This window comes from Mesorhizobium sp. P160927 (assembly GCF_057766385.1).
This window is the reverse complement of the sequence record NZ_JBYMDW010000001.1, coordinates 5,625,360-5,640,167: the sequence shown is the minus strand read 5'-3', so window position 1 is coordinate 5,640,167 and position 14,808 is coordinate 5,625,360. Positions and strand designations below refer to the sequence as shown.

14 protein-coding genes are annotated in these 14,808 nt (G+C 63.4%); 4 read left to right on the top strand and 10 right to left on the bottom strand.

Translation table 11 applies throughout. The features are described from left to right. Window positions 1–150 precede the first annotated feature (150 nt). A complete protein-coding gene (locus AC3CB8_RS27640) occupies window positions 151–1,305 on the top strand; it encodes a coiled-coil domain-containing protein (protein WP_352566625.1) in 1,155 nt (384 codons plus the stop codon). 46 nt (window positions 1,306–1,351) lie between these two features. Here AC3CB8_RS27640 and AC3CB8_RS27635 read toward each other — a convergent pair whose 3' ends face one another. From AC3CB8_RS27635 to AC3CB8_RS27615, 5 genes are all read right to left on the bottom strand, one after another. Beyond that, the gene (locus AC3CB8_RS27635) at window positions 1,352–2,146 is read right to left on the bottom strand and encodes a TrmH family RNA methyltransferase (RefSeq protein WP_023794032.1); all 795 of its coding nucleotides are present in this window, start codon (window positions 2,144–2,146) and stop codon (window positions 1,352–1,354) included. 101 nt (window positions 2,147–2,247) lie between these two features. Further along, on the bottom strand, window positions 2,248–2,592 hold the full coding sequence (locus AC3CB8_RS27630; RefSeq protein WP_352566665.1) for an ArsR/SmtB family transcription factor: 345 nt from the start codon (window positions 2,590–2,592) through the stop codon (window positions 2,248–2,250). A gap of 171 nt (window positions 2,593–2,763) precedes the next feature. Further along, window positions 2,764–3,525, bottom strand: a complete 762-nt coding sequence (locus AC3CB8_RS27625) for a HugZ family pyridoxamine 5'-phosphate oxidase (protein WP_023781374.1) — start codon at window positions 3,523–3,525, stop codon at window positions 2,764–2,766. 109 nt (window positions 3,526–3,634) lie between these two features. Further along, entirely contained in the window at window positions 3,635–4,396 is a 762-nt protein-coding gene (locus tag AC3CB8_RS27620; protein WP_023770358.1) for a 3-hydroxyacyl-CoA dehydrogenase, read from the bottom strand. Window positions 4,397–4,479: 83 nt separating this feature from the next. Beyond that, window positions 4,480–5,004, bottom strand: a complete 525-nt coding sequence (locus AC3CB8_RS27615) for a GNAT family N-acetyltransferase (protein ID WP_031240082.1) — start codon at window positions 5,002–5,004, stop codon at window positions 4,480–4,482. A 267-nt stretch (window positions 5,005–5,271) separates the two neighbouring features. On the opposite strand from AC3CB8_RS27615, the gene AC3CB8_RS27610 reads away from it, so the two are divergent. Next, a complete protein-coding gene (locus AC3CB8_RS27610) occupies window positions 5,272–6,264 on the top strand; it encodes a glutathione S-transferase family protein (RefSeq protein ID WP_023770357.1) in 993 nt (330 codons plus the stop codon). Here AC3CB8_RS27610 and AC3CB8_RS27605 read toward each other — a convergent pair whose 3' ends face one another. Further along, window positions 6,265–6,762, bottom strand: a complete 498-nt coding sequence (locus tag AC3CB8_RS27605) for an NUDIX domain-containing protein (protein WP_023770356.1) — start codon at window positions 6,760–6,762, stop codon at window positions 6,265–6,267. Window positions 6,763–6,815: 53 nt separating this feature from the next. Here AC3CB8_RS27605 and AC3CB8_RS27600 point away from each other — a divergent pair, with 53 nt between their 5' ends. Further along, a complete protein-coding gene (locus AC3CB8_RS27600; RefSeq protein ID WP_023770355.1) occupies window positions 6,816–7,745 on the top strand; it encodes a metallophosphoesterase family protein in 930 nt (309 codons plus the stop codon). Here AC3CB8_RS27600 and AC3CB8_RS27595 read toward each other — a convergent pair. The 4 genes from AC3CB8_RS27595 to leuA form a co-directional block, all read right to left on the bottom strand. Continuing rightward, window positions 7,729–8,343 (bottom strand): hypothetical protein, encoded by a 615-nt coding sequence (locus AC3CB8_RS27595; RefSeq protein WP_352566629.1) that lies wholly within the window; start codon window positions 8,341–8,343, stop codon window positions 7,729–7,731. The genes AC3CB8_RS27600 and AC3CB8_RS27595 overlap by 17 nt on opposite strands. Before the next feature lie 110 nt (window positions 8,344–8,453). Beyond that, the gene (locus AC3CB8_RS27590) at window positions 8,454–9,254 is read right to left on the bottom strand and encodes an alpha/beta fold hydrolase (protein WP_352552004.1); all 801 of its coding nucleotides are present in this window, start codon (window positions 9,252–9,254) and stop codon (window positions 8,454–8,456) included. 221 nt (window positions 9,255–9,475) lie between these two features. Then, window positions 9,476–11,251, bottom strand: coding sequence for a tetratricopeptide repeat protein (locus AC3CB8_RS27585; protein WP_023781379.1), 1,776 nt, complete (start codon window positions 11,249–11,251; stop codon window positions 9,476–9,478). A gap of 249 nt (window positions 11,252–11,500) precedes the next feature. Next, window positions 11,501–13,240, bottom strand: a complete 1,740-nt coding sequence (gene leuA / locus AC3CB8_RS27580) for a 2-isopropylmalate synthase (protein WP_352566631.1) — start codon at window positions 13,238–13,240, stop codon at window positions 11,501–11,503. 401 nt (window positions 13,241–13,641) lie between these two features. On the opposite strand from leuA, the gene AC3CB8_RS27575 reads away from it, so the two are divergent. Further along, on the top strand, window positions 13,642–14,808 hold the full coding sequence (locus AC3CB8_RS27575) for an ATP-grasp domain-containing protein (protein ID WP_352566633.1): 1,167 nt from the start codon (window positions 13,642–13,644) through the stop codon (window positions 14,806–14,808).

Below are 14,808 nucleotides of genomic sequence, written 5' to 3'. Positions count from 1 at the left end.
CGACATGAGCGAGCCACGGACGGTTCGATCGGATTCCTCAACCTACGACCCGAATCGGCCGCGGCAAGCCCTTGCCGCGGTGCCGGATTTCCGCCATGCCAAGATGGCACGGTCCAGCCTTCCAAGTTGTCGTCGATAACGGGTAGTCCTTTGGTTCAGTCGGTCCTGTTCTTTGCCCTCGGCTTTCTCTGTGCCGGCTTTCTGGCGCTGATGGTGGCTCCCGCCGTCTGGCGGCGTGCCGTCGCCCTGACCCGCAGGCGCATCGAAGCCTCCATTCCGCTGACGCAAGCCGAGATTCAGGCCGACAAGGACCGGATCCGGGCCGAATACGCCATGACGACCCGGCGCCTCGAAATCAACGTCAAGACGTTGCGCGAGAAGGCGGCCGAACAACTCGTCGAGATCAATCGCGGCCGCGAGGCGCTGAAGGCGCTGGCGGTGGAGCGCACGGACAAGAACCACGCGCTCGCCGAACTCGGCGCCAAGAACGAAGCTCTTCGACAGCGCGAAGAGGAACTGCATGAGCTTTCGGAGCGGCTCAAGGAAACCGAACGAAAGCTGGAAAGGCGGGCGCTCGATCTCGAGAAGCTGGAGCACATGTATGACGACGCCAGTTTTGCCTCTAGCAGCCGCCAGATCGAACTCGTGGCCCGCGAATCCGAATTGCAGAAGCTTGCCAGCGACATCTCGCTGCTGCGCGGCCAGCGCAAGGAAGCGGATCGGCGCAGCCAGGAGATCGCGGCCGAAAGCAAGGCCGCGCGCGATGCCTTGAAGGCCGAGAAGAAAAGGGTCGCCGAGCTCGACAAGAAGGTCGAGCGGCTGCTGGCAGCGCTCGCTGACCGTGAGGACAAGCTTGATCGGCGAGAAAAGGAATTGGCGCGGTTGCGGGAAAAATCGAAAACCGAGGACGGCGCACCGGCCCTGCGGCTGGTCGGCAAGCCCGATGAGCCGGGCCGGCACGAGGAGGCCGGCAGGCGCGACGACGTGGACCGGGCGATTGCCAAGCTTGACGGCGACCGCGAACGGCTGGAGGCCAGGCTGACGGCACTGGCGCGCGAGAACAAGCGCCTCAAGGCGGATCTCGGCGCCGCGGCATCGTCGGGTTTGACGAACGGCAATGGTGCCGCGCTCCGTGAGCAGATGAATGAGCTGGCGGCGGAGGTGGTCCACCTGACGGCCAAGCTCGAGGGGCCCGATTCACCAATCGCCAAGGTGCTCGCCGCACCCCAGGACAACCGCTCCACCGGCCACGACCGCAGCCTCGCCGATCGCGTGCGCGCCTTGCAGAAAGCAGAAGCCAACTGACGCGGTGCAGGCTGACGCGTTCGCCATGTCCTGGCTCACATGATCGTCAGCGCGAGAAATGATGCAGGGCAATGGCTGAGGCGGCAGCGACGTTCAAGCTGTCGAAGCCTTTCGACATGGTGATCCGCACCGTTTGCAAGCGGGCAAGCAGGCTTTCGGGCAGGCCTTCGCCTTCGGTGCCGAGATAGAGTGCCAGCCGCTCGCCGCGCCGTGCATCGCGTATGTCGATCCGGCCGCGCGGTGACAATGCGAACTGGTGATAACCCCGGCGGTCGAGCTCCGCGGTGAAGTCCGCGGTGTCCGTGAAGGACGCAAAAGGGATCTTGAGCGCGGCGCCGACCGAAACTCGGATCGCCTTGCGGTACAGCGGATCGCAGCATGTCCCGTCCATCAGCACCGCATCGGCCCCGAAAGCGGCGGCGTTGCGGAAGATCGAACCCATATTGTCGTGGTTGGCGATGCCGACAGGCACGACGATCAGGGCTTGAGCGGGCAAGGCATCCAGCAATGACCCGGGCGGATGCGGCGTCTCCTTGCGGCCGATGGCCAGGACGCCGCGATGCATGTGGAATCCGGCAATCGCGTCCATCACCCCACTGGCGACGACGTAGACCGGTAGGTCCGCTTGTGCCTTGCGCAGAACCTCTTCCACACCGCCAAGCCTGTTTTCCAAGATCAGGACGGATTCCGCGCTGAAGCGGCTCGACGACAAAAGCAGGTCGAGCACCACTTTGCCTTCGGCGACGAAGCGGCCTTGCCGGCCCGCCAGATCGCGCTCGCGGATATCGAGATAGGCTGCGACACGCGGATCGCGTGGATCGTCGATGCGAATTGGGTCCATGTCCCGCTCAACAATCGAAAGCGTGGTTGGTGCGCCGGGAAAGACACACCAACCACGCTCCGGAAATCGTCAGCGAGGTAAATGGCCGCGGCAGCGCCCGGTCAAGTCCCGGCGCGGCGCAACCTCTGCGCCATTTGGGACAGATCCTCCTTACCGCCACCGAAAATGCCTTCCAGCATGGCAAGCAGTTCGCGTACAGCATCGGATTTGCAGGAATAGTAGATCATCTGGCGATCGCGGCGGGTATCCACGAGGTCGAGCGCCCGCAACTTGGCCAAGTGCTGCGAGAGGGCGGATTGGCTGAGCATCACCTTTTCGGCGATGGCGCCGACCGACATTTCGCCGTCGATCAGATAGCTCATGATCAACAGCCGTTTTTCGTTGCCCATCAGCATCAGAAATTCGGCAGCTGATTCGGGGTTGGCGATTAGCTTTGTCGAGACCATTGATGCCCCATGCTTTTTGCTCATCGAGGCGCCATGGGGGCGATGGTGCCTGAATCCATAAATTCACTGTGAAGGTGCTAACGAGTCAGCACCACACCTAAAGCCTAGAACATTTCTTTCAAATCTCAAGCGTTGCTTTTGATCAAATGCAATTTAAATCTCCCTTTGCGCCTAGGATGCCGCCCTGGCGGCCCTCGCCATTTCAACCAGAGCGGGACGCAATTCATTCGCGTCTACCAGTGGTCGCGGGAAGAACACTCGGCAAACATCGTTCCCAGACACCAGGTCCATGCCATCGGCATCCAACCCGGCGATGGTCCAGCCATCACCTGGCGCCTTGGCAAAGTGATGGGCGTAGTTGGCGATCGCGTCGAGATGGTCCGCATTCATGTGCTCGACGGCCGACTGTTCGCTCGCCGCGAGCTCTCCGACAATCGGCCCGGCGGTGACCAGATCGGACCGGTCGAGCAGATAAGCCCTGCCGAAGCCGCCGTTGAGGCTGGCGCGCTGCGGCTCGAGGCGAAAGATCGAAAAGTCGCCGAGCCCGGCATAGAGGCTCGCCTCGGGATTGCGGTTGAGATAGCGGCGCTCGGCGCGGGCATGCGCCTGCGAGCCGCGCTCCAGCCGCGATGCCTGGCAGACCAGCGTCAGCCGCGGATGTGCCAGCGGATCGCCTTTGCCGGGCTCCCCGAGCAGAAGGGAACAGCGCGGATCGGCAAGCAGGGCTGGCGTGTGCGCCGCGAGCATCGACACCAGGATGAGCGGTGCGCCGTCAATGTCGGTGGCGACGCCGACCCGGCTGGCCAGCGGCGCCCCGGTCCCCGGTTCCAGCACCGCCAGGGCGCCGAAACGGGCACTGCGCAGAAGCGTTTTCGCCAAGCGGATCGCCTCGGCGTCGGTCTCGCGGATGACATCCTTCTTTCGATCGTCCAAGTTCTCGCCCTGCCAAGTTGATTTCCTATTCCGCTTGTCAGCCGATGATGCCGGACTTGGCAAGGGGAGCCACCCGCGCAAACCGCTTCGCAGCTTGGGGCGACACGCCTTACCTCGGCGCCATGCGGATGGCGCCGTCGAGGCGGATGGTCTCGCCGTTCAGCATCTGGTTCTCGATGATGTGCAGGGCAAGCGCGGCATATTCGGATGGTTCGCCGAGCCGTGACGGGAAAGGCACGGCGGCGCCCAGCGAATCCTGCACGTCCTGCGGCATGCCGGCCATCATCGGCGTCTTGAAGATGCCGGGCGCGATGGTGCAGACCCGAATGCCGGAACGGGCGAGATCGCGCGCCACCGGCAGCGTCATGCCGACGACGCCGCCCTTCGAAGCCGAATAGGCCGCCTGGCCGATCTGGCCGTCATAGGCGGCGACCGAAGCGGTGTTGACGATGACGCCGCGCTCGCCGCCCCGTAGCGGCTCGAGTTTCGCGGCGCGGTCGGCGACCAGGCGGATCATGTTGAACGTGCCGATCAGATTGACCTCGATCACCCTGCGGTACTGGTCGAGCGGATGCGGTCCATCCTTGCCGATCGTCTTCACGCCGATGGCGATGCCGGCGCAATTGACCAGGATGCGCGGCTCGCCCAGCTTGGCGGCAACCTCGGCCAGGGCGGCGACGCCACTGTCGGCACTCGCGACATCGCACTGGACGGCGATGCCGCCGCTCTCGGCCGCGACCTTGGCCGCGCGCTCGATGCCAATGTCGAAGATGGCGACGCGGGCTCCCTTGGCGGCGAGCGCGCGTGCCGTTGCCTCGCCAAGGCCGGAGCCGCCGCCGGTCACGATTGCTATCTGGCCGCTGGGGTTCATGGCGTCATCCTTCCCGCGAGAATGGGCTTGCTATCAAATAGGACGGATCAGGCCCGGATCGACGGGCCAGGTCAAGCCATCGCCTAGACGTGCTCGGCGGCCCTGGCCTGGCTGGCGTGACCAACCTCGCCGGAAAGCCTGGCAACCGCGCCCGGCGTGATCTCGTGCGACAAAAGGCGGTCGAGGTCGACAGGCCTTGGCATCGAAATCTGACCACGGGGGATGCGCTTGAAGCCGAGCGGCCCGTAGTAAGGTTCGTCGCCAACCAGGATGACGGCCGGCGCGCCAGCCTTGCCGGCCGCCTCCAGCGCGATCGCTACCAGCCGGCGGCCGATGCCGAGGTTCTTGAAGGCGGGCCGTACCGCGAGTGGCCCAAGCATCAGCGCCCGGCCGGCCCCGGCCGCTATGCGCGTCATGCGCACAGAGGCGACGACGAGGTCGCCGTCGACCGCGACAAAGGACAGGGCGCGCTCATGGCCGCCGGCCTCGCGGATCTTGTAGGCGGCCAGCACGAAACGGCCGGGGCCGAAGGCCTCGTCGTTAATGGCTTCGATTTGAGGGTCATGCGCCGGGGTTTCCGGCAGGTATTTCACGTCGGCAAGGCTCATGGTCTTTGCGTTCCGGTAGAGGAGGAAAGATTGCTGCAAACGGCAGCATTCGCCAGTCAGCGCTTCATCAAGCGCGGGCGCCCTTTCGTCGTCGGTCAAACCGGATCAAGGCAAAGTCGAACATGCGGAGTGTCCGCTAGCATCAATTTTGCGCCGCCGCAATCGACCCGTTCGCCGGCACTACCGATTGACGATCTGTTCAGCCCTGGATGATTTCCGCCTTACCGTAGCGCGCCCTACATGACGGGAAACGCGAAAGGACAATTCATGGGATTGCTCGTCGATGGCAAATGGCAGGACCGCTGGTACGACACGAAGAACAGTGGCGGCAAGTTCGTGCGGGCGCAGTCGCAATGGCGCGACTGGATCACGCACGACGGCAAACCCGCCGAAGGCCGCAGCCGCGGCTTCAAGGCGGAGCCCGGCCGCTATCACCTTTACGTCTCACTCGCCTGTCCCTGGGCGCACCGGACGCTAATTTTTCGCGCACTGAAGAGGCTGGAAGGCATCATTTCCGTCTCGGTGGTTCACCATTTCATGGGTGCGAACGGTTGGACGTTTCTCGCCGAGGACGGCGCCACCGGCGACACGCTCTATGGTCTCGACTTTCTGCACCAGATTTACACCGAGGCCGATCCTGCCTATTCAGGCCGGGTGACGGTGCCGGTGCTGTGGGACAAGAAGGAACAGACGATCGTCTCCAACGAATCCTCCGAGATCATCCGGATGCTCAATTCGGCCTTCGACGAATGGGGCAACGCCAGCTTCGACTTCTACCCCGAGGCCCTGCGCGGCGAGATCGACGCGATCAACGCGCTGGTCTATCCCGCCGTCAACAATGGCGTCTATCGTGCCGGTTTTGCCACCACGCAAGCGGCCTATGAGGAGGCGTTCGGCGCGCTGTTTTCGGCGCTCGACACTCTGGAACATCGCCTTTCCAGGCAACGCTACCTGGTGGGTGATCGCATCACCGAGGCCGACTGGCGGCTGTTCACCACCCTGGTGCGCTTCGATCCGGTCTATGTCGGTCACTTCAAGTGCAACCTGCGCCGCATCGCCGATTATCCGAACCTCTCGAACTATCTGCGCGACCTCTATAGCGTGCCTGGCGTCGCCGGGACCGTGAACCTGCGCCACATCAAGGCGCATTATTACGGCAGCCACGAGACCATCAACCCGACCCGGATCGTGCCGGTCGGGCCGGCGCTCGACTATGGCGCGCCGCATGATCGGGCGCGTTTTGGAAGGGCTGCCGCCTGACTACCAATAGGGCGATGCCGGCACGTTTGCGAAAATTTCGGCGATCCGCCGCAGCGTTGCCGGCGTCGTGCCCTCCGGCAGGCGATCGAGCGGGAAAAAGCCGGCCTCGGCGATTTCATGGTCGGGCAGTTTCGGTGCGGTCTGGCTGAACTGTTCGACGAGATAGAAGCCGACATGGTCGCGCCGGCTGGCACGGCGGTTGAAATGCATCGATTTGAGAACGGGCGCGTCCGTGATCTGGATGTTGCCTTCCTCGTAAAGTTCGCGCGCCAGCGCCTCGGCCATCGTCTCGCCAACCTCGACGCCGCCGCCGGGAAGCTGCCAACCGGGCACATAGGTATGGCGGATGAGGAAGACGGAATTGGTGCCGGCATCGTGGATGAGGCCGCGCACACCGAGCGTCATCGGCCGCCGCAGCACGAAATAGAGGTGGAACAGCCAGGCCCTCAAACCCGCCCAGCCGGTCTGGCGGAAAGGAGCCTCCTCGTCGCTCGCCATCAGTAGCGAAACCTTGGGTGGAAAGGGGCGCGCACGTCGCCTATGAAGGAGGGATGTTCAGGCTCGCGCATATTTCCGATGTCCATCTGGGGCCGCTGCCCGATGTATCCTATCGCGATCTCGCCTCCAAGCGCGTGCTCGGCTACGTCAACTGGCAGCGCAACCGCCGCCGCCACATGCACGATGCCGTCATCGACGCCATCGTCGCCGATATCAAGGCGCAAAACCCCGACCATCTCGCCATCACCGGCGACCTCGTCAACCTCGCCCTCGACGGTGAGATCGAGATGGCCAAACACTGGCTCGAGACGCTGGGGCCACCGCATGACGTTTCGGTCGTGCCGGGAAACCATGATGCCTATGTGCCCGGCGCCTTCGACAAGGTCTGCCGGTCGTGGGCGGCGTGGATGAGCGGCGACGGTGTCAACACGCCGGTCGACCGCAATGCCTTCCCATATCTGCGCGTGCGCGGCAACATCGCGCTGATCGGGGTCTCGACGGCGCGCGCCACGGCGCCCTTCATGGCCAATGGTTTCTTCATGGAGGGGCAGGCGGCTCGGCTCGGCAAGATACTCGAGAGCACGGCGAAGCAAGGGCTTTTCCGCGCGATCATGATCCATCATCCGCCATTACGGGGCGCCGTCTCCCAGCACAAGCGGCTGTTCGGCATCGCCCGCTTCCACAAAATCGTCCGTCGCCATGGCGCGGAGCTTGTGCTGCACGGCCATTCGCATCTGCCGTCGTTGTTCCAGATTGGGCTTCGCGGTGCAAAGATCCCGGTCGTCGGGGTCGCCGCCGCCGGCCAGGCGCCGGGCGGCAATCACCCGGCAGCACAGTACAATCTGTTCGACATCGACGGCGAAAAGGGTAACTGGCGTATCCACCTGACGCGACGCGGTCTGACCGGACCGTCGATACCGCCTTCCGATCTGCAGAGCCTGGAACTCGGGGTCGAGCCCGGCGAGGCTATGGCCGCCAGTTGAGAACCATGGCCGAGATGCGGTCCCACAGCAGCGCGGCCGACAACGCCAGACCAACCAGCGCGCCGGCGGCGACCAGCCCAAGCCCGGACAGGAAGGCCCACCAGCCCTTGCCTTGCGTCGATGCTCGCAGCGGTGGCTCGGCTTCCCCGACCTCGGCGCGTTTCAAACCGGCGACCGCCGGCTCGACGCCACCTTCCATCATCCTCTGGCGCTCGACGATGCGCTCGGCCACATAACGCGTCACGGAATCGGCGACCGGCTTCATCTCGGTCGACTCGGCAAGCACGACCCGGCCAATGCGTGTATCCTTGAGGAAGCGGTAGGTGCGACGGTCGCGTCCCATCGCGACATGGCTGACGGCATCGATCCACAGGCGCGGCTGCAGCCCCGAGGAGACGACAAAGTCGAAATTGTCCATGTCGGCTGGAACGTCGGCAAAGATGGGCGCGAGGTCCGCGGCCAGCAGGTCCAGGCGCATGCGGTGCGCCTCGCGCATGTCGACGACGACATCGTCGCGGTCAGCGAAGGCATTCTTCACATCACGGATGGCATCGGACAGTTTCTTTGACGGATCGATCTTTTCGCCTGCGTCCTTCATCGGCGTGGCCTCGCGGGGTTTTGGTTAACAGGCAGTTAACACAGCCGAAGGCAAAATGCACTGGCGAGATCAAAATGGCAGGGCTCCCGCTCGGTGCCGCGCGGGACCTCTCAGCCGGTGGCGGCGAGTTTCGGGCGCAAGGGCCTGGCGCGGCGGTTCATGTTGCGCTGTATGATCATGGCGACCAGATCGGGCGCCTCCTCGATCAGCATATGGCCAGCCTCCAGCACGTGGTGCACGTGAAATCGCGCGGGTAGACTATCCATTTGGGTAACGGGTAGCATCGGGTCATCGCTCCCCCATACCACCGTCACCGGCATGGTCAGTGTGTCCAACCGGTCGCGCGGGATGACGCCCTGCCGGTCGTCGCTGGTCATGGCGGCAGCAATCTCGATCAGTTTCTCCACCTGGCCGGGTCGCCCGCGCATGTCGCGGAGGGCGTCCACGGTGTCATCGACAGGGCGCGTCAGCGGTCCCGACATCGCGCTTAGGCACGCCCGGATGTCGGAGGAATCCCTTGCGGCGGCAAAGCGGCGCAACAGCGGGCCGTTGATCTCGGGGCCGAAGCCGCCCGGCGCCAGAAGTGTTAGCGAGGCCACCCTCTCGGGTTCCGCCAGTGCCATCAGCGTCGCCACCGCGCCGCCCATCGAGTGGCCCACCAGATGAACGCGCTTCACCGATCGCGCGGTGAGATCGGCCAGGACGGCCCTTGCCGCCCCCTTGGCCGGGCCGGCGCCGGGCAGATCGAGCGACAGCCCGTGCCCCGGCAAATCATAAGCCAGTGTGCGCACCGCAGGCGACAGCGACGGGATCACTTCGTGCCAGACACCATGGCAGCCGCCAAAACCATGCAGCAAGGCGATGGCCTTCGAGCCAGTACCCTGTTCGGTGGCGTGAAGCGATGCGATCATGAAATGTGAAAGCTTATGACGGGACGGCAAGATGGGAATGCGGCTGGATTGCTCCTTGTCCAGCACGATGGCCAGTAAAATTTTCGCGACGGCTGGCGGTTGCGAGCTCTCGACCTCGCGAAGTCGTCTGACAAAGGCGGCAAATCAGTCGAATCGGGGGTTTGCCACCTGCTTTCGGCGGGCAACAATTCGGTTGGTCCAAACAACCCGTTGGTGGGACGTCAGCTCGCGTTGCCGAGGCCCGCCGCGCGCAGGGCCCCAACCAGCCGCTCGGTCAGATCGGGCGGATATTTTCGTTCGACGAAGGTCGCGCGCGGATCGGCGGCGAATTTCGGAAATTTGGCGGTCAGCTCGTCGAGCAGCTTGCGCGCCAGATTGTCCCGGCCGGCGATCTTGGCGCCGATCAGCCGGGCGGCAAGATAGTGCGACTTGGTTGCGGTTGTTCTCAAAGAGGAACTGGCGATGGCGGCCTTGTTCGTGTCGCCAAGCATGAGTTCGCCGGCGAAAAGTCCGAAATCCCACCATGTCGGATGACCGCTGGAGGCGTCCACCGCCTGGGCCAGGATCGGCGTCCCCTCGGCATACCGGCCGGCGAAAATCAGCCCATAACCGTAAGCGGCGGCCATGGCGAGATCGTAGGGATTGAGGTCATAGGCCTTGCGCATCCAGCGCAGCGCCTCGTCAGCGTTGCCAAGACGCGAGTTGATGTAGCCGTAGGAGCGATGCGCATAAGGACTGGTCGGTCCCATCTGTACGGCGCGATGGGCAAATGTCATCGCCTTCTCGATCGTGGCATCCGGCGGATAGGCGTAGTGGTCGTTCACGGCCTCCAGGTGCAGCGAGGCGAGTTCCGAATAGACCAGTGGTGACTTGGCGCCGCGTTCGGCGAGGGTTTCGAGGCAGCGATAGGCGGCTTCGTGGGTCCTGGCGTTCTGGTCGAGATAATATTTGTCGTTGAGCGTCAGGCATTGCGTGAGGACGGTCTGAATGCCGCTCTGTTCGAGATAGCTGTAGATTGTGCCGGAAGCGGGAAGAGTGGACGTCAAGATGCCGGCTATACGGTTCTCGACGGCGGCCGGTGCGCTGTCGGCGGCGGTCAGGTTGCGCGACAAAAGCACCCGTCCGGTCGCCACGCTCTGCAGTTCAATCGTGATTTCGCCCGTATCCGGCCCAGGCAGAATAGCGAAGATGAAGCTCGTGGCATTGGTGGCCGGATCGGTTGTGGCGACCGCGTCGCGACCGATGAAATCGATCGTATCGAAACCGCTCAGGCCGGCGCGCAGCGATGCGGCGACACGGCTGGCATCCGTGCCACTGGCCTTGTCGGCGATGTAGACGAGCGGCAAGGCCTCGCTGGCGGGAGACGGCGCGACGCCGCCGGCCAGGCCCGCGGTCTCGAGCGTGGCCGCAAAGTCGCCGCCTGCCAGCAGCGCACCGCCGCCCTGACGCAGGATCAAAACACCAAGCATGGCGATGACGACAGCGATCGCCATCCAGAAGAATCGGAGGTGACGCGCCACCGACGGCGCCGGCGCGACAATCGGCGCCAATAAGGCAGGGGCCGGAGTGGCGCTCTCGGCAGTGCCGCGTTGCGCCGATGGAGCCGCCGCCGCTCCCGTCTGGGTGGCAAGTTCGGCCGTCTCCGGCAAGCGGATCGCGTTGAGCTCGTAGGCCGGGACGTAGCCGCCACGCGGAATGGCTATGCGGACAGGTTCGGCAACACCTTCATTGGCGAAATATTGCTGCAGCAAGTCGCGCAGCCGGCCGGCCTGAACCCGCACCACCGCATCAGTCGAAGGATCGAAATCGCCGTCCTTGCCGAAGACATCCATGGCGATGGAAAAGCCCTTGAGCCTGTCGGCTTCGCCCGCCTGTTCGCGCTCGACAAGATAGCGCAACAGCTTGCGTGCCCGCTCGGATCTTCCGAACGTTTCGCTGGCAAGCAGTCGCTCCAATGTTTCGCGCACTGCGGGGGCGGCAGGCGTGGCATGCTGCAAGTGTCGATCCTCTCGAAGTCGGCACAGGTTAAGGCACTGATCATATAATGCCCGCACCGCCATACAAGTATACACCCATTATGCGATCGCCTACCCCACCGGATATTTTGCCGGTGGTTAATGAGCAGCGCGAGACAGGATGGCCAGGAAGCCGGAGCAGTCCTTATCGAATCCCATGGATGCCAAGACCTTGTTCAGGCCGAAGAATGGCGGCGCGAGAGCAATCCCGGCTCTCGCGCCGACGGCGAACTATCGCGCGTTGCGGCCGACGATACGATTGGCCGCTGACGTTACCGCTTCCAGAGAGGCGGCGACGATGTTGGTGTTGATGCCGGCGCCGAACAGCTTGCCGCCGGGATATTCCATCTCGACATAGGAGATGGCCGACGCATTCGAGCCGCGCTGCATCGAATGCTCGGAATAATCGAGCACCGACATCTCGACGCCGACATGGCGTGACAGCGCATCGATGAAGCCGTCGATCGGGCCGGTGCCCGTGCCTATTATCGTCACTTCCTTGCCGTTGTCGAGGATGACCGCCTCGACAACGCGCCGGCCCTTCACCTCGGTGGCCGGATAAGTGTGATGATCGAGGAATTTCAGGCGGGCGCCAGGCTGGTCGACATAGGTTTCGAGGAAGCGGTCATGAATACGCTTTGCCGGCACTTCCTTGCCTTCGGCGTCGGTGATCGCCTGGATAGCCTGGCTGAATTCGATCTGCAGGTTGCGCGGCAAATTGAGGCCGTAATCGGCCTGCAAAACATAGGCAATACCGCCCTTGCCCGACTGCGAGTTGATTCGGATGATGGCCTCATAGCTGCGGCCGACATCGGCCGGATCGATTGGCAGGTATGGCACTTCCCAGTGCGGCGTGTTGGCCTTCTTCAAGGCCTTCATGCCCTTGTTGATGGCGTCCTGGTGCGAGCCGGAAAAGGCAGTGTAGACGAGTTCGCCGACGTAGGGGTGACGCTCGGGAATCTTCAGCTGGTTCGAATACTCGTAGACATCTTTCATCCGGTTGATGTCGGAGCAGTCGATGCCCGGATCGACGCCTTGCGTGTACATGTTGAGCGCCAAGGTGACGATGTCGACGTTGCCGGTGCGCTCGCCATTGCCGAACAGAGTGCCCTCGACCCGGTCGGCACCAGCCATCAGGCCGAGTTCGGTGGTGGCGATGCCGGTGCCACGATCATTGTGCGGATGCAGCGAGATGATCAGGTTTTCGCGGTTGTCGAGATTGCGGCACATCCACTCGATGCGGTCGGCATAGATATTGGGCGTCGACATCTCGACCGTCGACGGCAGGTTGATGATCAGCTTGTTGTCGGGCGTCGGCCTGACGATTTCGGTGACGGCGTTGCAGATCTCCAGAGCGACCTCGAGTTCGGTGCCGGTGAAGCTCTCCGGCGAATATTCGAAGCGATAGCCGCCGCCAGCCCTGGCAGCCATGTCGGTGATCATCTTGGCCGCGTCGGTCGCGATGCGCTTGATGCCGCCGACATCTTTCTCGAAGACGACGCGACGCTGCAACTCGCTGGTCGAGTTGTAGAAATGCACGATCGGGTTGGTGGCGCCCTTCAGCGCCTCGAAGGTGCGGCTGATCAGTTCGGGCCGGCACTGCACCAGCACCTGCAACGACACATCGGCCGGCACATTGCCTTGCTCGATGCACCAGCGCGCGAAGTCGAAATCGGTCTGCGAGGCGGACGGGAAGCCGATCTCGATTTCCTTGAAGCCCATGTCGAGCAGCAGGCCGAACATGCGCGCCTTGCGCTCGTGGCCCATAGGATCGATCAGCGCCTGGTTGCCGTCGCGCAAATCCACCGAGCACCACATCGGCGCCTTGTCGATCACCTTCGAGGGCCAGGTCCGGTCGGTGAGGCCGACGGTCGGGTAGGGCTGATATTTTCGGGCTGCGTCCGGCATGCCCCGGCCAATTTGCTTGCCGGTCGCGGCCTCGCTGGCGCGGATGTCTTCTCGTGCGTTCATCGTCGTTTCTCCCGGCGGCTGGCGGGTCCACCTTTCAGGCGGATGTGGAGCCAAGCGGCGCCTTTACCAGAATTTCGTTCGCTTGATATGATCTGCCAAGGAGCATGCGCTTGCGCGGCGGTTCGACCGCCGGGCGCTCCTTCAGCGAACCCGGCGATCGCCGATAAGGCCGAGAAGAAGCAGGGTCGAGGCAAGCGCGCGCACGGTCTCGCCGGCAAAGCCGGTCTGACGGGAAGCGGTGGTGGCGCGCATGTTCATGGCCGCTCTCATACAGGAGCGGCCCTTGGGAGGCAAGCGGTGCCGACCCTGTCGAACATCATCCCTGGCGCGGATGCTCTTCCCCGCGCGCCGCAAATGGGCCAGACTTGCGAACCGGCGGGTGTCGTCGGCAGGGGGCGTTCATGAATTTCGTGTTCTTCTCGCCGCATTTTCCCGCCAATGGCGCGGATTTCTGCGACCGGCTGAAGAAGGCCGGCGCGACCGTGCTCGGAATTGGCGATGCGCCCTATGATGCGCTCGACGGCAAGCTGAAGCAGGCGCTTTCGGAATACTACCGCGTTGCCGACATGGAGGATTACGAGCCGGTGTTCCGGGCGATAGGCCATTTCATCCAAAAATGGGGCCGCATCGATCGGTTCGAATCGCTCAACGAGCACTGGCTGGAACTGGAAGCCAACATCCGCACCGACTTCAACATCTACGGCACCAAGCTCGATTTCGTGAAGAATCTGAAGCGCAAGAGCCGCATGCGCGCCTTCTTCCGCAAGAGCGGGGTCGAGACGATCGCGCAGCGCAAATGCTCCGACCGGGCCGGCGCCATGACCTTCATCCGCCGCGTCGGCTACCCCGTGGTGGTGAAGCCGGATTCGGGCTCCGGCGCGTCGAACACGTTCAAGATCTCCAATGCGAAAGAGCTCGACCAGTTCTTCCGGGACAAGCCGGAGGACGTGACCTTCGTCATGGAGCAGTTCATCGAAGGGCTGGTGGTGACCTATGACGGATTGATCAACCGCGACGGCGAAGTGGTACTGGCGGCCAGCCATCGCTACGACCAGAGTGTCATGGACGTGGTCAACAAGGACCGCCACATGAGCTACACCTGCTTTCCCCGGATCAGGCCCGTCGTCGAGGAGGCGGGCCGCAAGATCCTGAAGGCGTTCGACGTGCGCGAACGCTTTTTCCATATCGAACTGTTCGAGACCAGGGACGACCGCATCATCGCGCTGGAGGTCAACATGCGGCCGCCCGGCGCCTGGATGACCGACGCGATCAACTACACCTTTGACATCGATGTCTACGCGGCATGGGCAGACATGGTGGTCAAGGATGCTGCCGGCGGCCCTTATGAGGGCAAGTATTTCACCGCCTATGCCAGCCGCAAGCGCCACATCGACTATTCGCACAGCCATGAGGACGTGCTAGCCGCCCACCGCGACAAGATCGTCCATCATCAGCCGATAGAAGAGGTTTTCAGCCGGGCCATGGGAAATTACGCCTACCAGATGCGCTCGAAGGATCAGGCTGATCTGCGCGAAGCGGTGGCCTATATCCACGCCGAAAAGGCTTGA